Origin of the sequence: Akkermansia muciniphila (assembly GCF_900184965.1) — a bacterium.
Classification (GTDB): Bacteria; Verrucomicrobiota; Verrucomicrobiia; order Verrucomicrobiales; family Akkermansiaceae; genus Akkermansia; species Akkermansia muciniphila_A.
In genome coordinates this window covers 1-19,999 of record NZ_FXYA01000215.1, presented here as the reverse complement: position 1 = coordinate 19,999, position 19,999 = coordinate 1, and the positions used below count along the sequence as shown (strand labels likewise).

Below are 19,999 nucleotides of genomic sequence, written 5' to 3'. Positions count from 1 at the left end.
AAAGTTACTTTCCCAAGTCTCAAATTCTTCAGATAATCAATAGACAAAGCCCTCGTCCATTAACGGTAACAGATATCTCCCCTGATGCACACATCATCTCCAAAGGCATTCACAACAGGCTGTTCAAGACAGGCTTCATGCTCCAGAAACGGACCGGACGCTACGCCGTCCGCACCGCCGCCGATAATGATGGGAGCATAAAATCCCACCCACTCATCGACCAAACGGGCTTTCAAGAATTCCCGGACCAGACAGCCTCCCGCTTCCAGAAGGAGAGTCCCTATTTTTTTATCATCATATAATTTTTTTAATAATTCCAAATAATTAAAAACATTCTCCACAATCAAGGTGCGGTCACGAAATTCATCCGTCAAACAAATGGAATCCGCAGGTATGGAAGCGACATCACGGGTCAGAATAATACGCCAGGGTTGTTCCTTGAGGAGAGAAACAGCACGATCCGGTTTCCTAATGGTCAGGGACGGATTGTCCAGACGAACGGTATTCCCTCCGGTGAGAACCGCATCGCATTCGGCACGCAGGGTATGTACAAAAGACCTGGATTTTTCATTCGTCAGCCATTGGGAGCGTTCCGGACTGCGGGAAATGCGGCCATCCAGAGACATGGCGCTTTTCGCAATTACCCAGGGACGTCCTTCCAGCATGTTCAACCTGAATCCCCGGATTAAATGATCACATTCCTTTTCCAGAACCCCGCGGGTAACCTTGATGCCGGCCTGCTCAAGAATATCAGCTGCAGCGCCGCGGTGCTTGGGATTGGGGTCTTCCGAACCATAAACCACCCGTTTGAAACGATATTGCAAAATAGCATCCGTACAAGGCGGCGTTTTTCCGGAAGTGCTGCATGGTTCCAGAGTAACATACAAAGTCGAATCAGCGAACAGGGCTGCATTGCCTCTCGCCGCTCCGTCAGCAATGGCCTCTCTTTCCGCATGGGGCAAACCGGCTTTTTTATGAAATCCTGAACCGATTACCCGGTTTTCATGTACAATGACCGCTCCCACGCAGGGATTCGGGCTCGTAAGTCCGATCCCATTTGAGGCCAGTTTTATGGCCATACTCATCCAACGGTCATCCTGGTTTTTCGTATTCACGCCGTTTTGTAGCATGAAAACCGGAAGAAGGACAATCACGTTGTGTGATTGAAGAATATTAGGTTTAACAATATTAAATTCCTTCTTCTTCTATCGTGTGTCTAGTGTGAATAAGATTTCAATTTACTGAAAATGAAAGCATTAAATCTCATTCCAACTGTTAATAAATTTGTCACGCAAAAATGTGGATAACATCTGAATAAGTTATTCACACCATATTCGCAGTTAATTGACTTATTCTTTCACAGGGTTATTGGCAGGCGCGGCTGTAAAACAGATTCGCGCATTCTTCCTTGCAGAGGCCACGGAGGAAAGCATACCATTCTTTTGTGAAGGTTGCCAAATTGATTTATATTCCGGAGAGGGATCATACTTTTCCCGCTACAAGCCCTGAAGCGCCCTTCCACGGCTTTTCTGTGGCTGGAGTGAATATAGCCCGTCTACTGCGCTGCCCGCCTTCGGGAGGCGGGCTTTGAAGCGGTTTTCGATCCGGAAACTCCGGTTTGGGAAGAAAAAGGGGAAATCATAGAGGTGTCCATGCATGATTTTTCCCCAGAGGCGGCCATATGGCTTGCCTCCTGCGGGGCAGGGGAGGCAAGGAGTGAAGAGGGGCATTTGCTGGCCCGGAAAGGCGGGGAAAGCGGATTGACGCGGGTATTCACGCGGAAGGAGGCAGCAATAGAGCGTCTCGTTTATCCCTGGGATCTGCTGGAATGGCAGGAAAAAGTGATGGAGAAGATGGAATGGGAGAATTTCTCCGGGAGGGAAGGGGTTTGTGTTATGGGAGCGCTCCGGGTGGGGGACGGGACCGTCATCATGCCGGGTGTGGTTGTGGAAGGGACCGTATGGGCGGGAGATGGCTGCCGCATAGGGCCTAATTGCCATTTGAGGGGTTATGTGTCTCTGGGGAATAACTGCGTAGTAGGGCAGGGAGTGGAACTGAAAAATTGTATTATCGGCGACGGCACATTGATCCCTCATTTGAGTTATGCGGGGGATTCCATCATTGGCAATGACGTTAACTTCGGCGCCGGAACGGTATGTTCCAATTTTCGCCATGATGGCGGCGAACACAAAATGATGGCGGGAGGGAGGCTGGAATTTACTGGAAGAAACAAACTTGGAGCCGTCATTGGAAGCCATGTGCGGCTGGGCGCCAATACCGTTGTTTTGCCGGGGCGGGTTCTTTCTCCCGGTACTTGGACCAGGCCGGGGGAAGTATTCACGGGGGACGTGAATGGCAGAATGGAAATTTCCTGAATGCCGAAAAGGCCGCATGCGGAAAAACGTCTCCCGGCATGCGGCCTTTGGTGAATGGTTAAAGTTGCTTCAGCAGCACCGGCGACGGCGCATCATCAGGGCGGCCAGCCCCAGCAGGCCCAGGGAAACCGTGGATGCTTCCGGCACGGGAAGCACGACGCCGTCGTAAAATTTGATGTTGTTGACATCCAAAGTGCCGTTCATGGGGCGGGTATTTCCGAAAGAAGCCCCAAACTGGGAGCCTGTCAGGGCAGGGGAGGATGGATTCCACTCGGTAATCGTGCCTGCCAAAGCGCCGTTGACGTAAATGGAAAGCGTTTGAGAGGAAAGATCGGAAATGATGCTTAGATTATTCCAGTTGTCCTGCTGGAGATCTGTCCAGGTCAACCCCGTATTGATATTTCCGCCGGTTTGGCCGCCGAACCCCTTGTTGTAGAAGTAAAGTTCTCCGTTGTCAGCGAATTCCAGCACCATGCTGTTGGATTCTCCGGAGACCGTCCCATTGGTGTACAGGCTGAAAATGTCTTTCCACCCGTTGCTGGTGGAACTCAGGTTTTTCAGGTCAAAGCTCACGGTAAAACTGCCTGTGATACCCGTTATGTTTGCGTTATAGGGAGTGCCGGAACCGCTGCCGAACGTGGCGTAATCATTACCGGAAGTGTAATTGAAGGAGCCGTTCCAGTTGGGGGCGGTTATTTGTGCTCCTTCCGCAGTCCATTCCCAGGAATAGACAGGAGTAGCCGCGTGGGTCATGCCTGCCGCTGCCAGTAAAGATAAAATAATCAATGAGCGTTTCACGGAAATTTTGAAATATGGGTTACAATCAATCCGATGGGAGGGTAGCGGATTATAAATCCGGATACTGTCTCTTTTTTCCGCAAGATGCGGCAAGTTTATTGGAGATGTACGTTTTCTTTCCACCAGGAACGCCGTTTCTGTTTTCTCTTCTTTTATTTTCTCCGTAATCTTTTTTCCGTTAAATGATTTGTTTTCAGAAAAATAATTTGACCCCGGATTTATAATCCGCACAAGGATATTGAAGAAATCTGATTCCCTGGAATGGATTTTTAAGAATGCTTAAATAATCTAAAAAACCTATTCATGCAAGATATGCCCGGAGAAATCACATATTACTATATATAGTATGCTTTTAAAAAAATACTGCCAAATATTAGGGTTTGACGGAGAAATGGCTTGAACTATGAAAGGCAGTTATGAGAAGATGCGAGGCAGATAAAAGCACAAACACATGAAGTTTACCATTTCCAAGCAAGTATTTCTCGACGGGCTGAGACAGGTTGCCAGCGTCGTGTCTTCCAAGACGACGCTGCCTATTCTTTCCAACGTCAAGATTGAAGCTGAAAACGGCCAGGTACGTTTTACGGCTACTGATCTTGACGTATGCATTACTGGCGTAGTTCCCGCGAATGTGCTGCGTGAAGGCTCCGTGACCCTGCCCGCTAAAAAGCTGGTGAGCATCATCAGCGAACTTCCTGAAGCCGAAGTTCAGGTGGATGTCAACCAGCGCAACCAGGCTGCTGTGGAATGCGGCCGCTCCCAGTTTAAGCTGAACGGTCTTCCGGCGGATGAATTTCCGGAATTGCCGTCCTTTGAACAGGCAACCGTGTACCAGGTGGACCAGAATGTATTGCGGGACTGCATCCGCCGCACGGAATACGCTATTTCCACGGATACGACCCGCTACGTGCTGAACGGCATTTCCCTCTCCTTCCGTAACGGCAAAATGACCCTGGTGGCCACAGACGGCCGCCGTCTGGCCCTGGCGGAAACCGCCCTGGAATTCCCGGAAGAACAGCAGCTGGACGCTATCCTGCCCACCAAGGCTGTTGGTGAACTCCGCCGCCTGCTGGATGAAGTGGGAACCGCCACCATCCGTTTCACCCGCAACCAGGCCGCTTTTGAAATCAATGATACGTTACTGATCAGCAAGCTGATTGACGGCAATTACCCGAACTACCGCCAGGTAATCCCGACGGACTGCAAGGAAAGCATTGAACTTCCCTGTGGAGAACTGCTGGAAACGGTGCGCCGCGTCTCCCTCCTTTCCGTGGACAAGAGTACGAATATCAAGCTGAACTTCCGTGAAAACGAGCTGGAAGTGGCTTCCAGTGCGGAAGGCGTGGGTGAAGCCCATGAATCCATGACGATCACTTATGCCGGAAGGCCGCTTTCCATTTCCTTCAATCCGGATTTCTTCATGGCTCCCCTGAAGACGATGGCCGGGGATACGATTATTACGCTGAATCTCATTGATGAAATGAGCCCGGGCGTCTTGAAGATCGGAGATGAGTTCCTGTATGTGCTCATGCCGATGAGATCTCCCAATTGATTTTGGTGGCACAAAATCGTTCATACAGAGGAACAGGCGCCGTGGCAACATGGCGCCTGTTTTTTATTTACTGAAAGTGTGAGGGATAAAGATGTTATTCACACAAATGTTCTACGTGGAACATTTTTTATTTTCCATTACGGGAAAACTGTAATCTCCTCCTTTGAAAAGGCAGGATTCCTACATGGAGTGCGAGGAACTATCACCGGAAACCTCTGCGACGGCGGAAGAATGCCATTATCGGTGAATGAAAAGATACGGCCACAGAATATTCAGAGAGCTGCATATCACTCGCTCAACAGCCCAGGAGGAGCGAACAAGTCCGGAGCGAGATGAAAGGGATAAGAACCGGATGCCTGAAGGATGGCTTCACGAACGGAGGTCATGGAATGGAAACAGGAGCGTTCCACATTCAGAATACGTCCGTCCTTCAGTTTGATCATCAATCCGGGTTCTGCTTCATTATTTGGAGTGCATCCTATGCGTTCAATTAATTCCAACGGTATTTCCCTGCGTGAAATGCTGTTGCCCCAGAGGATGGAGGAAGAAGTGATTGTGAGAAAATAAGGTCTGCCCAGGATAACGGGAAGCCACAGAAACAGCAGAAGAAAGCCGAAAAGAAGGTTCCACCAGCCGGAACCGAAAAAAGCCCAGGCCAGACCGCACCCCAGGGTTGCGAGGATTTTCCCTCCCAGCTGATAACTGCGGTAGAAGTAATAAGTATTCATGAGTTGCGAAGTCAATGAAACATCAGACTGACCATGGAACGCTAAGTTCCCAACCGTACTCTGTACGATACCGCTTTGTTTCGGAAAAGACAAGGTGATAAGTCAGGAAATCCAGTCCAGCATTCCAGACGGTATGGAACCGCAGGAACGTATCAGGGAAAGAAAACGTTCTTCCATTTCCGGCGGCGGTGGAAAAAGACCCGGCAAGACCCGGCCCGCAACAAGTTCCAGGGCGCCCTGGTTGTGAAGAGCCAGGGGAGGATCAATGTAACGCATTTGCGTAGGATCCGGCAGAATAAAATTAAGAGGGCGACCTTCGTTCAGCAGGCGGTTCTTTGGAATTTCCGGCCCCCATTCATCCCCACGCCCATATTGGCAAGCAAAATGCCGGAAGATAAGAGTATAACCGGGTCAATAAGCCCTGACATGGCATTCCGCTTCCCTGTAGCCGTAACGGCGCAGAAAGCACGCCTGGCTGCGTCAGTAAGAGCCGCCTGCCCGTTCCGCTTCCACCACGGGAATTCCATACTGCCCCAGCAATACGACTGTATCTGGATCATGGGGCATTACCGGAGAGATCGCTACTGTCAGCTTCGCTCCTGCGGCCAGAAGAGAAGCGTATTTAGCGCAGGTATTCCGGAATACGGGAGAAGCGTCAATAATCCGGCATCCTTCCAGCGGGCGGCTTTCCGACCACGTTTTATATTGATGCAGGAGAACGGGAAATTCTTCCTGCCGATAGAAGGGGAACAAATTTTCCAGAATGCGCTCCGGAGATACAGGCATAACAACAATTCAGGGGTTCTTGCAGAAGAAGGTAATCCCCATCCTGCCGTTTTCCCAGAAAAACTTTGTCAACAAAACATCTTTTGTTGAATGGTTGTTAAAGGCTGTAGCCGGTTCGTGGAAGACAAACTGTTAAGTTGTCAATGTCCGCTTGCAGGTATTCTATGCGCGTGCAGTGGCATGCTTGAGAAAAATCTTTTTAACGGCGTCCTTCACCTATTTGATGCGGGAGTGGTTTTCTTTTTGTGATGAAAGCAGCATCAGCAGAGGGATGCATATGTTGTTATGAGGCAATGCCGTCGCTTCCGATTCCATGACCGACAAGTATTCCGGTCTACCGCTGTTCCTGCTGGTATGCTGAGCATTCCGAATAAGGTGGTTGGTTTTACCCGGTCATTTTATCCGGCATTTTTATTTGCCCTCCGATGAGGATTACAAAACGCTTCTTTTCGTTGTATGGCCCGCAAAAATAGTGCAATAATTCAGGAAAGATAATTTTTGTACGTTATGCTTATGCCTCGGAAAAAACGGCATAGAAAAAAGGACTGCTTTTCAGGCAGCCCTTTTTAAAATTAGGTGGTGTTTTAAAGGGAGCATTGCTCCGGCAGGCTATTGCTTGCGGCCTCCGGATCCCTGTTGTTGTGCGGGAGGGATTTTCTGCGCTTCCGGCACGGGCAACGGCGTTTTCCGGATGGTAACGGGCGTTCCTATGCTGGTCTGCCTGTAGAGGATTTCCGCAACATTTCGCGGCAGACGGACGCAGCCATGAGAAACAGGATGCCGCCGAACTTTTCCTACATGCAGGCCCAGGCCCGCATTGGTAAGCCTCTGCCAGTAGGGCATGGGAGAGCCGTCAAAACGGCCTCCTTCCGGTACGGGATCCGTGGATTCGGCATTGTAGTTAATGCATTTGCCTTCGGCATCATACATTTTGCCGTAGAGGTTGGAGGCGTAGTCTTCCTTTTTGGAGATCACAGTATAGTCTCCCGTTTTAGTCGGATAGGCTTTGACGCCGGAGGAGAGGGGGAAATCCATGGCGACCAATCCGTCCACCAGATACTGGCCCCGCTGTTCGTCCAGGCAGACGAAGATTTTCCGGGATTTTTTCGGCTGGCGGTTCAACAGGGTGTCGTCCTTATAGACGTCGTACGTTTTCCGGTAGTCCTTGCGGGCCACGAAATGAGCGTACGTAGAAGGATGAAACGGGTTTTTATACTCCGGGACGGATTTGTCCACGGTGCGCGGATCCGGCAGGGCCGCATGGCCCGTGCCGGAGTGGGAACAGGACATCCACCCCATGAGAACCACGGGGAAGACGGCCAGGAGAAAGAGAGGCTTCATAAGTGGTGAAACCGGGAGGGGTTTCCCGGATTACTTGGAACGCGGGATTGTCAGCTTCTGGTTGATGTGAATCAGATCGGACTTAAGGCCGTTAGCCCTCTTGAGAGCCTTGACGGAGGTGCCGTTCCTGCGGGCGATGGCTCCCAGCGTATCGCCTTTCTTCACGGTGTAGGTGCGGGCCTTGGGAGCGGATTTACGGGAGGAGCTCTTTCTGGCAGCTGTGCTGCGGGAGGATTTGGTGCCGGACGTGCTCTTCCGCGCGGATGATTTTTTAGTGACGGAAGGTTTGGCGGGAGGATTGTAAGCGTAGCTGGAAGAATTCTGAACCGGGCTGTAATGGCCGGATTCGTAAGCGGGATCAGAGCTTTCCGCGATCCACGGCGGGATTTCGCCGCTGGCCGGTTCTGCGGTGTCATAGCCGGCCGTGGAGGAATTCTGGGTGGAGCAGGAAGAGAAGGGTAATACCAGCGCAACAGCGCAGGTTAAAATAAATGGCGTTTTCATGTGTGCCCTGTTCATACTAATTTATGATTTCGGATTCAAGGCGGCAGCGCGGATTGTCGGGATTTTTTTTCAGACCTTGCCCAGATTATAAAAGGTTTCCGCATTTCGGGTCGTCACATGGGCCAGGTCTTCCAGGTTCATGCCTCTGGCAGCGGCGATGAACCGGGCTGTATGAATGAGATGGGCGGGTTCATTCATGCGGCCCCGGAGGGGTTCCGGACTGAGGTAGGGGGAATCCGTTTCCAGCATGATACGGTTTTCCGGGCACCAGCTTGCGGTTTCCGCCACTGCGGAGGCGTTTTTAAAAGTAGCCACTCCGGTGAAGGAGACCATGCCGTCCAGTTCGTCAAAGATTCGCGTGGCCTGAGCGGCATTTCCGATGAAGCAATGAAAGACGGGACGCACGCGGCCCGCGTAGTTCCGGGCAATCGCCAGGGCGTCCTCAAAGCTTGCGGAGCCTTTCCGGTCCCGCGTATGCAGGACGATATTGAGGCCCAGGCGCGCCGCCAGGTCAAAATGCTGTTCCAGCATATTCTGCTGAAGGCGGCGGAAATTTTCCTGCTCCCAGCCCGGGGGGGGAACATGGAAATAGTCCAGCCCCGTTTCCCCAATGGCGGCCAGAGGAATGTCCTGCGCTATCCGGAAAAGACGGTCCGTCCAGCCTTCCGGCGTTTCATGGGCATCATCCGGATGGATGCCCAGCGCGCAGAAGACTACGCCCGGGAACTGGCGTGCCCATGCTATATTCATCTCCCAATCATCCGGCCGTGCCCCCAGCGTAATCATGCGGTCAGTGTTTGCCTGAAGGGCATGCTGAACGTAGGTTTCCCTGCGGGACTGGTCGAATTGGGAGGAGGCCAGATGGCAATGCGTGTCAATGATCATGGCATAGAAACCCCGGAAGGGCAGGGGAAGTTTGTGGATATTTGCCGGCTTTGAAAAGAGCAAACGCAGGGCATGCCTGATTTTTCCTTGCCACACGGAAGTGAAACGCACAAACTGCCCCGCATGAAATGTACGGCTTTGTGCATGTGCGCCGCCCTGTTGCCGGTGGCTTCCCTTCAGGCAGGAACCCAGCAGATGGAAGCTCCGCAGGAGGGCCCCGTTATCAGTTTTCATCTGGAAAACGATATGTTCGTGGGAGATGATGACAATTATACCAACGGCGTCCGGTTTGCCTGGATGTCCGGCACCACATCCCGAAGCCAGACTTTTTCCGGCATGCTGGGGACGGTTCTGGGGGGTACGAATGCTTCAGGTTCCTGGCGCCGGTTCATGGGAATGGACGGTTCTCCCAATTTGCGCCAGCAGTGGGGACTTGACTTGACTCAGCTTATGTATACTCCGGAGCAGAAAGCCACCTATCCCCTGTACAACCAGCATCCCTATGTGGGAAGCCTGACGTTGGGGCTTACTTCTCTGGTTAAGAATGAAGACAGGGCCAATTCCCTGGAATTGCAGCTGGGTACCACGGGCACGAATTCCCTGGCGAAAGGCTCCCAGCATTTTATTCATAAACTGTGGGGTATGGAGCAATGGCCCGGCTGGGCCAACCAGCTCCCCGGAGAGATGACCGCCAATTTGTTTTTCAAGCGTTATTACCGCCTGCGCGGACTGGAAAAGCGCTACGGCTCTGGTTTTGAAACGGACGCTCTGGCTTACTGGCACGCAGACGCCGGCACAGTAATGGTGCAAGCGGGGGGCGGCATGTCTTTCCGCTTCGGCTATAATCTGGGCAATACTTCTCCGGAGAACAGCATTCGCGGCGCGACCAGCGCCGCGCCTCCCTTCGTTTACAACAGGACGTCCGTTTCCAACTGGGGGTACTACGGTTATCTTCACGCCGCCGTGCGGGCCGTGGCCCATGACCTGTATCTGGATGGCACGGTGTTTCGTTCCTCCCCCAAGTATGTGAACAAGTATCCTGTGGTGGGAGAATGGGGCTATGGCTTCGGCCTCCGGTACAAGCGCTCAGAGTTGCTTTTCGGCCTGCATTACATGACCAAGGAGTACACCCAGCAGGAATCCATGCAGTGTGTGGGCGTTCTCCAGCTCCGGCATACTTTTTAACGGCTGCGTTTGCAGGCCGCGCATAAACGTGACAGCAGCTTGCAAAGGGCAAGTTTGCTGTTAGAATTAGAATTGCGGATTCGTATGTAACTGGACAATCCGTTTGTGCATATCAACTCCGACACATATTGATTTCATGAGAACGACCAGATCCTGGCTTTTATCCTGTACCGCGCTGGCGGTAGGTTCCGTCATGTGCGGCCTGGGAGCACCGGGCGATTCCGCCGCCGCGCCAGCCCCTACAGGGCTGGAATGGGAACAGGAACAGAACCTGCATTTGAATAAGGAAGCGCCAACCGCCTTCTTCGCGTCTTTCAGCGATTTGCAGTCCGCCTTGAAAGTGCTGCCGGAAAACAGCAAATGGCGCAGGTCCCTGAACGGTCAGTGGAAGTTTCACTGGGCGAAAGATCCCCAGAGCCGCCCGGCCGATTTCTACAAGCCGGATTACGACGTAAAGGACTGGAAGGAGATTAAGGTGCCTTCCTCCTGGCAGACGCAGGGTTACGGCACCCCCATTTATTCCAATCAGCCGTATCCCTTTGAACGCTCCTGGCCTTATGTAATGAAGGAGCCTTCCAACAAGAATTACACGTCCTACAAGGAACGGAACCCCGTAGGTTCCTACCGCCGCACCTTTGAAGTGCCTGCGGATTGGGACGGCAGGGAAGTGTACATGCAGTTTGACGGCGTGGATTCTTTCTTCTACCTCTGGATCAACGGGCAGTATGTAGGTTTTTCCAAAGATTCCCGAAATCCGGCCCGTTTTGATATCAGCCCCTACCTTAAGAAGGGGGAAAACGTGGTGGCCGCAGAAGTGTACCGCCATTCCGACGGAGCATATCTGGAATGCCAGGACATGTTCCGCTTGTCCGGCCTTTTCCGCAATGTTTCCATTTTCGCGCTGCCCAAAGTTCACATCCGCGACTTTTTCGCGCAGACTAATCCGGTGGACCAAAGGGATTGGGCCCTGAATATTGACCATGCCAAACCGGGCACCGTGAACGGTGATTGGCGCCTTCAGGTGGATGTGGATGTACGCAATCTGTTTCCGGCAACGGAAAAACTGGATGGCTGCACGGTTTCCATGGCCCTGTATGACGCTGCCGGCAAGCTGGTGGAACCTGTCAAGCCCAAGGACGCGCCATATGACGGCGTATTGGAAAAGCGCTTGCGTCTTACCGGCATGAAGGATTTTAAAACCTCCCTGCTTGGCATTTATTCCAAACCCAGGCTATGGTCCGCGGAAGATCCCAACCTGTACACCCTGGTACTGACGCTGAAGCGTGACGGGAAAACGGAAGAAATGGTTTCCGCCCGCGTGGGTTTCCGCAATGTGGTGATTAAGGACAGCGTGTTCCTGGTGAACGGCCAGCCGGTGAAGGTAAAAGGCGTGAACCGCCATGAAAGCCATCCGGAAACAGGGCATTACGTGACTCCGGAGCAGATGGAGGAAGAAGTGCGGATGATGAAACGCGCCAATATCAACCATGTGCGCTGTTCCCATTATCCCGCGGATCCTTATTTCTATTACCTCTGCGACAAGTACGGCATTTACGTGCAGGATGAGGCCAACATCGAGTCCCACGGCTATTACTATGGCAAGGAGTCCATTTCCCATCCCATTGAGTGGATGCCGGCCCACGTGGACCGCATCATGGCGATGGTGGAGCGCAACAAGAACCATCCCTGCGTGATTATGTGGTCCCTGGGGAATGAAGCCGGCCCCGGCCAGAACTTCCGCACTGCGGAAAAGATGGTGAAAGCCAGGGACATGTCCCGCCCCACCCATTACGAACGCAATAATGACATTGTGGATCTGGGGTCCAACCAGTACCCGTCTGTGGACTGGACGCGTTCCATGGCGGGCAACAAGGATTTCCCCAAGCCTTACTATATTTCCGAGTACGCGCACAACATGATGAACGCCATGGGCAACCTGGCGGATTACTGGGAGGCCATTGAGTCTTCCGACCGCATTATGGGCGGCGCTATCTGGGATTGGGTGGACCAGGGCTTGTACAAGACCCTGCCGAATGGAGAAAAGATGCTCTGCTACGGCGGCGATTTCAACGATCATCCCAACAGCGGCCAGTTCGTGTTCAACGGCACCATCCTGTCGGACCGCACGCCGGAACCGGGTTATTTTGAAGTCAAGCATGTCTATCAGAATATTTCCACATCTCTGACGGACGACGGCAGGATTTCCATCTTCAATAAGAATTTCTTTACGGATCTTTCTCCCTATGACATTACCTGGACCCTGACGGAGAACGGAAATGTGGTGGCTGAAGGCAAGCTGGACACGCCTCCGGCCGGACCCAGAGAAAAAATCGTGGTTCCCATTCCGGACATTCCCCAGTTGAAAAACCGGAAACCGGGGGCGGAGTATGCTCTGCGTATAGGCTACAAGCTGAAGAAGGACAAGGAGTGGGCCAAGAAGGGGTACGAATTGGCCTTTGACCAGCTTCAGCTTCCCGTACAGGGAGATCTACCTTTGTTCAAGGCCCCTGCGGGCAAAGTCAGCCTCAGCGCGGACAAACATACCGTTTCCGGCAGGGATTTCTCCGTTCAGTTTGACGCGGCCACCGGAGAACTGGCTCAGTTCACAGTGGACGGCAAGCCTCTGTTCAAAACGCCCATGGCGGTGAACGCCCTGCGCGCCGCCTCCAGCAATGAGCCGGGCGTCATGGCCAAGAGCATGGCTAACGGCCTCCGTGAACTGAAGCATGAACTGCTCAGTTACGAAGCCATTGATAACGGCGACAGCGTCACCGTCAAGCAATCCGTCAAGGTGAGCGGCAAACAGGCTGAAAACATCAGCGGCTACGGCGATACCAAGACCACCATCACGGCCAGGAAGCAACCCCTGAACGATACGAACACCCATTTCATCAATAATCTGGAATGGACTATTTACGCTGATGGAACGGTTGTCTGCCAGTCCGTGCTGCTTCCGCGCGGCAATCCCCTGGAGCTGCTGCGCCTGGGATACGAGCTCCAGTTGCCGGCGAATATGGACAACGTAGCCTACTATGGCCGCGGGCCGGAAGAAAACTACGCGGACCGCAAGAGCGGCATGCCTTTGGGCGTGTATAAAACGACGGCCTGGGATTCTTTCTTCCCGTACGGCAGACCGCAGGATTGCGGCAACCATGAGGATACCCGCTGGGTGGCCGTTACGGACGACAAGGGGCGGGGCCTGCTTTTCGGTTCCGTGGGCGCGCCGTTCGCTTTCTCCGCTCTTCCGTATACCACCACGGATTTGATTCAGGCAAACCACCCCGTGGAACTGCCGAAGACGACGGATAAGACCGTGCTGGTTCTTTCTTCCGCCACGCGCGGTCTGGGGGGGGCTTCCTGCGGTCCCGGCCCCATGGGCAGGGACATCATCAAGGCGAATAAGCCTTACCCGATGTCCTTCTTTATGCGGCCCATTACCGCCAAGTCCTACAAAGGTGAAATCCGCGTGCCCGCGGCCCGGCTGGATATGACCATGTTGGCCCGCACGGACAAGTACACGGTTAAAAGCGTAACCAGCCAGGAGCAGGGCGAAGCGGACGCCGAATTCGCCATTGACGGTGATCCCGGCACTTTCTGGCACTCTGAATACAATAAAACCGTGACCAAGCATCCGCATGTGCTGGCCGTGGACCTGGGTAAGGAGCGGGAATTCTCCGGAATTACTTATCTTCCCCGCCAGGATGGCAACAACAATGGCCGCGTGAAAGATTATTCCGTGGAAGTGAGCGCGGACGGAGAGAAATGGCAGCCTGCCGCCAAGGGTTCCTTCCCCGACAGTGCGGACCTCCAGGAAGTGAAATTCCAGGCCCCCGTCAAGGCGCGTTATTTCCGTTTCTCCGCCCTCAGTGAGACGCAGGGGCGGGATTACGCCGCCGTAGCGGAACTGGATATCATTCCCGTTAAGAAATAACTCCCGCGGTTTTCACTGCGTGAATAGACGCCCCGCCGCTTTTCCAGAGCGCGCGGGGCGTTTTATTGCCGGGCACTATGGGTATTCTGGCGGGAAATGCAGAGGGAAATGGAGTACGAATAGTTGACGGCACAAAAAACCTCTGTACAGAAAATACCCGTACAGAGGTTTGACGAAAGAGGAAACTTTTATTTCCGTTTACGGCGTACCATCAGGGCTGTCAAGCCCAGCAAGCTCATGGTGGTTGTTGCGGGTTCCGGAATCAAAAGCTGGATGGTATTGTTTTCCAGATTGATATTTCCCAGGATGCATTCCGTATAGTAGTCAAGATCGTTTATGAGAGCCTGCTCCTTCGTCGTAAGCCACAGATCGAACGGCTCGTTGCCGGATATCTTTATATTATCATAATTAAGCAGACTGTCGCTGGATGCGTTTTTAAAGACAAAAAAAGCTGTTTCTCCATCCTGTCCCGTCACCATTAAATAAACGGGGGATGTCGGGGTATAAGAAGAATAATCTCCAGACAAATTAAAGCTGCCGTCAGTGACGCTGCCATTTTGCTCTTCAGGTATATTTGTCAGCGTGCTGGTGAAATTGTTCTGTATGCTCATCAGATCACTGTATTTCAGTTGATCCTGTGCATACGAATTACCTTGTAAGTTCCATTGCCGGCTGGTCACATCATAACTCCAAGTATTTCTGTTGAAGGCGCCTAAAACAGCATTGCCTGCATTCAGCGGATTTCCGAGGGAATTGGTTAGGGAATACGCGGAGGGATCATCATTGCTGATATTGAAACTGTCCGCCAGGGCAATCCCTCCAGAAAAGAAAGCGCAGGCGGTAAAAGCATTGGTGAAAAGGGAGCGATAGAACATGGCTGGTTATTTATTGGTTTGATGTTTGCTGGACACCGTGATGTAGGAAGGTGTCTTGGAAGATTCATAGTAGATGGAAAAAACTCCATGGAAAGGGACGTTGGAAACATCCTCTCCATTGTCTTGACGTTTCCAGGAACCGTTGTTGTTGACGACCTTGACCATGGCATTCTTGCCATCTGCGGGAATGTTGATGACGGCGTCATCAGGCAATTGCAGAGCTGTTTCAGCCAGGGTCTGGGAAAGAGGCAGGCGGGTGTGAAGAAGGGAGTTGAATGTGGGAACGACCAGCTTCTGGTTCTTCAGGGATACTTCCCCAACGACCACAGCTGTAACATCGGAACCGGCCTTGCGCGTAATGGTCAGGGGTTCATGGCTGAACACCGGCATGCCGCCGATATTTTCCGTAGATCCCCTCCTTCTCCATTCGCTTCCGGAGTAATAAGCGGCAAGCTTGGTGGTTGCGGAATTAAAGATGTTAACGGTGTCCGCAGACATGGCGGAGCCGCTTTTCAGGCCAAACTGGTTGTCCACGCCAAGAATATCATCCAGAGTGCGCGTTTTGCGCAGAGCGTATGAATCGGGGGGAGTTCCCTTTCTTACCAGGTCGGAAAGAAGGCGGTCATCCACTTTAATGGAATGTTCCGTCCAGCAAGATCCCGGTTTTTTCCATCCATCCCGGTTTAAGGGAAGAGCCATGACTTCATTGCCGAAGTGAAGAACCAGCACATAGGCGGAGTTTTCATTCATCAGGTCGTTGAAATTGACGTCCGGATCCGTGATGGTGACTTTATTGCCGGAAATGGCAATGTTGTCTTCTTTGAGGGTGTGCTGTACCAAGGCTTCCGGATGCACCCCTAAACCCAGATAACCCGTTGCTTTGGCGTACAGGGGTGTTTGGATATAGCCGCAGGGCGTACTGTAAGCCGTTTCCGCATGCAGGGAGGCGCTTGCTGCCGAAAGCAGCACGCATGTGCAAAGAGACACTGGCAGACAGTGTGCCGGATTGATAAACATTAACCCATTAAAAAGAAAGGGAATCGTTTGTCAATTAGGAAAGGAAGGAACATTTCCGTTCTTCATTTGTTAAACTTTTTCCCGGACAGAGGAAGCCTCCGGTGTATCCGGGGATACGCCCGGGATTTAAAACATTAGGGAGGATGGTCGCCGTTTTTTCAATTCCCCCGGAACAGAAGCGGGGGAAACGTAATCAACGTGATGACCTTGAACGCAGCGCTGGATACATTGTTCCCGATGAGTGGGATGTAATTGACCGCCCCGGTCCGGAGAATATCCTGGCGGAAAAATCGTCCGGCATTAGCCGGTGCCTTGGTTCCGCGTCTTTCTCCGGTTATCGGGGCGGTTTTCACACTGGATTTTTGTCGGTTTGGTTTAATCAGTTGAAAGACAGGGACAGCGGATCGGCAGTCGTGCAATATCCTCTCTTTGGTTTTTTAGACTGATATGAAGTTTCTTCAATCCTGAATGAGATTATTTGCAAATAATCTTCCCTTAGCGGCATGAACATATCGGCACCCTCACCGCTTTCCGTCAGCTCAAGGCGGACTTTCCAATAATTCGTTGAGCGTGCAGGTGATATTGCGGGGGATCCGAAGGGGTAAAAAATTTTTAGATAACAGGAAAAATCCTGTTTTTCCATTCAACGGTTGGAGTTATTCTTATGTCTAAAATACCAACATACCATGCTTAACAATCTAACAACAAAATTTCAGGAAGCGCTGATGCAGGCGCAGCAAACTGCAGGCCGGCTTGGAAAACCGGAAATTTCCTCTCTGGACGTTCTGGTGGCGTTACTGGAGCAGGAAGGCGGAATTCTTTCCCCTATTCTCCGCAAAGCCTCTTGCGATCCGGGGCTGCTTCTCCAGGCAGCCCAAAGGGAGGTTTCCCACGAACCTACTCAAAGCGGCGCTACCACGCAGCCGCAGATGGGGCGTGACCTGGCTACCGTCATGCAGGCTGCGGAAGAGGAACGCAAAAAGCTCAAAGACGACTACCTCAGCGTGGAACACTTCATGCTTGGGGCGTTGGACACGCAAAACAAAGTGCACCAGTTGACGGACACCTTTGGGCTGACCAAGGATAACTATCTGGCCGCCATGAAGGAAGTGCGCGGTAACCAGCGCGTGACGGACGACAACCCGGAAGGCAAATACCAGACGCTGGAAAAATATGGGACGGACCTGACGGCCCGCGCCCGCGCCGGTAAAATTGACCCCGTCATCGGCCGCGATACGGAAATCCGCCGCGTTTTGCAGATTCTTTCCCGCAGGACGAAAAACAATCCCGTCCTGATCGGGGAGCCCGGCGTTGGCAAAACCGCCATTGCGGAAGGTCTGGCGCGGCGCATTGTCAACGGCGACGTGCCGGAAAGCATGCGCAACAAGCGCATTGTATCCCTCAACATCGGCTCCATGCTTGCCGGAGCCAAATATCGCGGTGAATTTGAAGAACGCTTGAAATCCTTCCTTAAGGAAGTAACGGATTCCAACGGTGAAATCATTCTGTTTATCGATGAACTGCACACCATTGTAGGCGCGGGCGCCAGTGAAGGGGCGGTGGATGCCTCCAACCTGCTCAAGCCCGCCCTGGCCCGCGGGGAACTGCGGACCATCGGCGCGACAACACTGGACGAATACCGCAAATACATTGAAAAAGATGCGGCTCTGGAGCGCCGGTTTCAGCCCGTCATGGTCTCCGAACCCAGCGTGGAAGATACCATCGCCATTCTGCGCGGCTTGAAAGAACGCTATGAAGTCCACCATGGAGTGCGTATTACGGACGCTGCCATCGTAGCGGCGGCCACCCTTTCCGACCGTTATATTTCCGACCGTTTTCTGCCTGACAAGGCAGTAGACCTGGTGGATGAAGCGGCAGCCCGCCTCAAAATTGAGCTGGACTCCATGCCTACGGAAATTGATCAGATTGAACGTGAGGCCATGCAGCTTGAAATGGAGCGGCAGGCGCTGGCGAAGGAAGAAGACGCCGACAGCAAGGCCCGTTTGGAAAAAATCACCAAGGACCTGGCCGACTTGAAGGAAAAATCCGGTTCCATGATTGCCAAATGGAAAAGCGAAAAAGAAGTGCTGGACGCCGTCCGCAGGGAACAGGAAAAAATAGAAACCCTCAAACTGGAAAGCGAAAGGGCCAAACGTATGGGTGACCTGACCCGCGCGTCGGAAATCACCTATGGCGAACTTCCGGAAGCCCAGCGCGCCCTGACGGAAGGCAAGGAAAAGCTCAGCAAAATGCAGAAGGAAGATGGGGGGCTGCTGAAGGAGGAAGTCACGGAAGGAGACATTGCCAAAGTGGTTGCCACCTGGACCGGCATTCCCGCCGCCCGTCTGCAGGAAGGGGAGCGTGCCAAGCTGGTGCACATGGAAGAGCGTCTGGGCGCCCGCGTAATCGGGCAGAAACAGGCCGTTAAGGCCGTATCCGACGCCGTGAGACGCGCCCGCGCCGGGTTGCAGGATGAAAACAGGCCCATCGGCTCTTTCCTGTTCCTGGGACCCACCGGCGTGGGCAAGACGGAACTCAGCAAGGCGCTGGCGGAATTCCTCTTTGACAGTGAGAACGCCATCGTCCGCATTGACATGTCCGAATACATGGAAAAACATTCCGTCGCGCGCCTCATCGGGGCGCCTCCCGGATACGTGGGGTATGAAGAAGGCGGTCAGCTCTCTGAAGCCGTGCGCCGTCGTCCGTACTGCGTGGTTCTCTTCGATGAAATTGAAAAGGCTCACCCGGACGTCTTCAACGTATTGCTCCAGGTGCTGGACGACGGCCGCATTACGGACGGCCAGGGGCGTACGGTTGACTTCCGCAACACGGTCATCATCATGACCTCCAACATCGGCAGCCAGTACATCCTCAATGAAGCCAATGCGGAACAGAGGGAAGCCAAGGCTCTGGAAGCGTTGCGCGGCCACTTCCGTCCGGAATTCCTGAACCGCATTGATGAAATCATCATCTTTGACCGGCTCACGGCGCAGGAACTCAAGGGCATTGTGGACATTCAGCTTCAGCGTGTCCGCAGGCGTCTGGAAGCCAAGGGCCTGTTTTTGCGCATGACTCCGGAAGCTACGGCTCTGGTGGCGGATCATGGTTTTGATCCTGTGTATGGAGCCCGTCCTCTCAAACGAGCCATTCAGCATGATCTTCTGGACCCGCTCAGTCTCAAGCTTCTGGAAGGAGACTTCCCGGAAGGAACGGAAATCGTGGTGAGGGAAAAAGACGGCAAACTGGACTTCACCAAGGAGAAAAAATAACTGAAAAGCATGCTTGCCGGTATATTGCCGGGAGCGGACAGGGGCGCGGCATTAGCTGCGCCCCTGTTTATTGTTCGAATGGGAAGGAGCATTTTTTTGGTGAGAGTAGTGACGCTATGGAGAGGGAATAGAGTGTGCTTGGAAAACCAGCCTTCCTTGTAGAGGGGCGGAAGGGGGCTGAATTCCCCTGGGAGGCGGGGAAGTGGGATGGGAAAAAAGGGAAGCGTTCAAAAAAAGACGCGACAGGATGGGGGATTATGACAAAACGGCATCTCATTGATTATATGTGTGTTAATGGCTGTATGGACAGGGGTGGTCTGAATGAGGCGCGGGAAAAAATGAAAAAACATCTCGAAAAAAATTGACAAAAAGGGGGAAGTTGATAAAGTTCTCGGCACGCCAACACGGCGACGGGATGAAAAGCCCGGCGGCAGACGGACTCGGAAGAGTAACGGAAGCGGCTGGAGCCGGCCACCCGGAGAGCTCCCTGGAAGCAGGGGCGATAAGAAGATTTCAAGGGAATGACTACCGAAAACCGCCGAGGGTTTTCCGAGGGCGCCGAGAGGTGCCGGAGGAGTAAAAGGCCCGAAGGAGCGACCTGGCTCTGAGAGGGGTGGTTTGGTAGAAGCGAGGGGAAAGAAAAAAGGTCGTGACGCGCGCCGTGCAAGGCAGAGCGAAGAGGCCTTCAAGAGACACAACTTGAAGGAAGAGCCGGCTGAAGCATGGCGCAAATGAAATCGCAAGATTCCATTT

The 19,999-nt window shown here is 52.9% G+C and carries 16 protein-coding genes; 6 read left to right on the top strand and 10 right to left on the bottom strand.

The features are described from left to right. Positions 1-59: 59 nt before the first annotated feature. Positions 60-1,115, bottom strand: coding sequence for a bifunctional diaminohydroxyphosphoribosylaminopyrimidine deaminase/5-amino-6-(5-phosphoribosylamino)uracil reductase RibD (gene ribD / locus CI070_RS10950; protein WP_179219374.1), 1,056 nt, complete (start codon positions 1,113-1,115; stop codon positions 60-62). A gap of 537 nt (positions 1,116-1,652) precedes the next feature. Between ribD and CI070_RS10945 the strand changes: the two genes are divergently transcribed. After that, positions 1,653-2,375 carry a hypothetical protein gene (locus CI070_RS10945; RefSeq protein ID WP_094136653.1) on the top strand — a complete coding sequence of 241 codons (723 nt, stop codon included), beginning with the start codon at positions 1,653-1,655 and terminating at the stop codon, positions 2,373-2,375. A gap of 69 nt (positions 2,376-2,444) precedes the next feature. On the opposite strand, the gene CI070_RS10940 is transcribed toward CI070_RS10945, so the two are convergent. After that, complete coding sequence (locus tag CI070_RS10940; RefSeq protein WP_143245650.1) at positions 2,445-3,173, bottom strand: LamG-like jellyroll fold domain-containing protein; 729 nt, start codon at positions 3,171-3,173, stop codon at positions 2,445-2,447. 451 nt (positions 3,174-3,624) lie between these two features. Between CI070_RS10940 and dnaN the strand changes: the two genes are divergently transcribed. Further along, positions 3,625-4,725: a DNA polymerase III subunit beta gene (dnaN, locus tag CI070_RS10935; protein WP_094136651.1), complete on the top strand. Its 1,101-nt coding sequence runs from the start codon at positions 3,625-3,627 to the stop codon at positions 4,723-4,725. 287 nt (positions 4,726-5,012) lie between these two features. Here the strand turns inward: dnaN and CI070_RS10930 are convergent, their stop codons facing one another. The 6 genes from CI070_RS10930 to CI070_RS10910 form a co-directional block, all read right to left on the bottom strand. Continuing rightward, positions 5,013-5,453, bottom strand: coding sequence for a hypothetical protein (locus CI070_RS10930; protein ID WP_094136650.1), 441 nt, complete (start codon positions 5,451-5,453; stop codon positions 5,013-5,015). A gap of 102 nt (positions 5,454-5,555) precedes the next feature. Next, positions 5,556-5,729: a hypothetical protein gene (locus CI070_RS13995; RefSeq protein WP_218824063.1), complete on the bottom strand. Its 174-nt coding sequence runs from the start codon at positions 5,727-5,729 to the stop codon at positions 5,556-5,558. A gap of 204 nt (positions 5,730-5,933) precedes the next feature. Next, a complete protein-coding gene (locus CI070_RS10925; RefSeq protein WP_094136649.1) occupies positions 5,934-6,239 on the bottom strand; it encodes a hypothetical protein in 306 nt (101 codons plus the stop codon). Between the two features lie 609 nt (positions 6,240-6,848). Further along, on the bottom strand, positions 6,849-7,580 hold the full coding sequence (locus CI070_RS10920; protein ID WP_094136648.1) for a L,D-transpeptidase: 732 nt from the start codon (positions 7,578-7,580) through the stop codon (positions 6,849-6,851). A gap of 30 nt (positions 7,581-7,610) precedes the next feature. Beyond that, positions 7,611-8,084 (bottom strand): LysM peptidoglycan-binding domain-containing protein, encoded by a 474-nt coding sequence (locus tag CI070_RS10915; RefSeq protein ID WP_094136647.1) that lies wholly within the window; start codon positions 8,082-8,084, stop codon positions 7,611-7,613. A 69-nt stretch (positions 8,085-8,153) separates the two neighbouring features. Further along, positions 8,154-8,969: a TatD family hydrolase gene (locus tag CI070_RS10910; RefSeq protein ID WP_179218431.1), complete on the bottom strand. Its 816-nt coding sequence runs from the start codon at positions 8,967-8,969 to the stop codon at positions 8,154-8,156. A 123-nt stretch (positions 8,970-9,092) separates the two neighbouring features. Between CI070_RS10910 and CI070_RS10905 the strand changes: the two genes are divergently transcribed. Both CI070_RS10905 and CI070_RS10900 read left to right on the top strand, forming a co-directional pair. Continuing rightward, entirely contained in the window at positions 9,093-10,154 is a 1,062-nt protein-coding gene (locus tag CI070_RS10905) for a lipid A deacylase LpxR family protein (RefSeq protein WP_179218429.1), read from the top strand. 193 nt (positions 10,155-10,347) lie between these two features. After that, positions 10,348-14,085 carry a glycoside hydrolase family 2 TIM barrel-domain containing protein gene (locus CI070_RS10900; protein ID WP_440588066.1) on the top strand — a complete coding sequence of 1,246 codons (3,738 nt, stop codon included), beginning with the start codon at positions 10,348-10,350 and terminating at the stop codon, positions 14,083-14,085. A 188-nt stretch (positions 14,086-14,273) separates the two neighbouring features. On the opposite strand, the gene CI070_RS10895 is transcribed toward CI070_RS10900, so the two are convergent. Next, entirely contained in the window at positions 14,274-14,960 is a 687-nt protein-coding gene (locus tag CI070_RS10895) for a PEP-CTERM sorting domain-containing protein (protein ID WP_094136644.1), read from the bottom strand. Between the two features lie 6 nt (positions 14,961-14,966). Further along, positions 14,967-15,947: a hypothetical protein gene (locus CI070_RS10890; protein ID WP_143246914.1), complete on the bottom strand. Its 981-nt coding sequence runs from the start codon at positions 15,945-15,947 to the stop codon at positions 14,967-14,969. A gap of 173 nt (positions 15,948-16,120) precedes the next feature. Between CI070_RS10890 and CI070_RS13215 the strand changes: the two genes are divergently transcribed. Beyond that, positions 16,121-16,423 carry a hypothetical protein gene (locus CI070_RS13215; protein WP_143245649.1) on the top strand — a complete coding sequence of 101 codons (303 nt, stop codon included), beginning with the start codon at positions 16,121-16,123 and terminating at the stop codon, positions 16,421-16,423. 240 nt (positions 16,424-16,663) lie between these two features. Further along, entirely contained in the window at positions 16,664-19,246 is a 2,583-nt protein-coding gene (clpB, locus tag CI070_RS10880) for an ATP-dependent chaperone ClpB (protein ID WP_094136641.1), read from the top strand. Positions 19,247-19,999 lie beyond the last annotated feature (753 nt).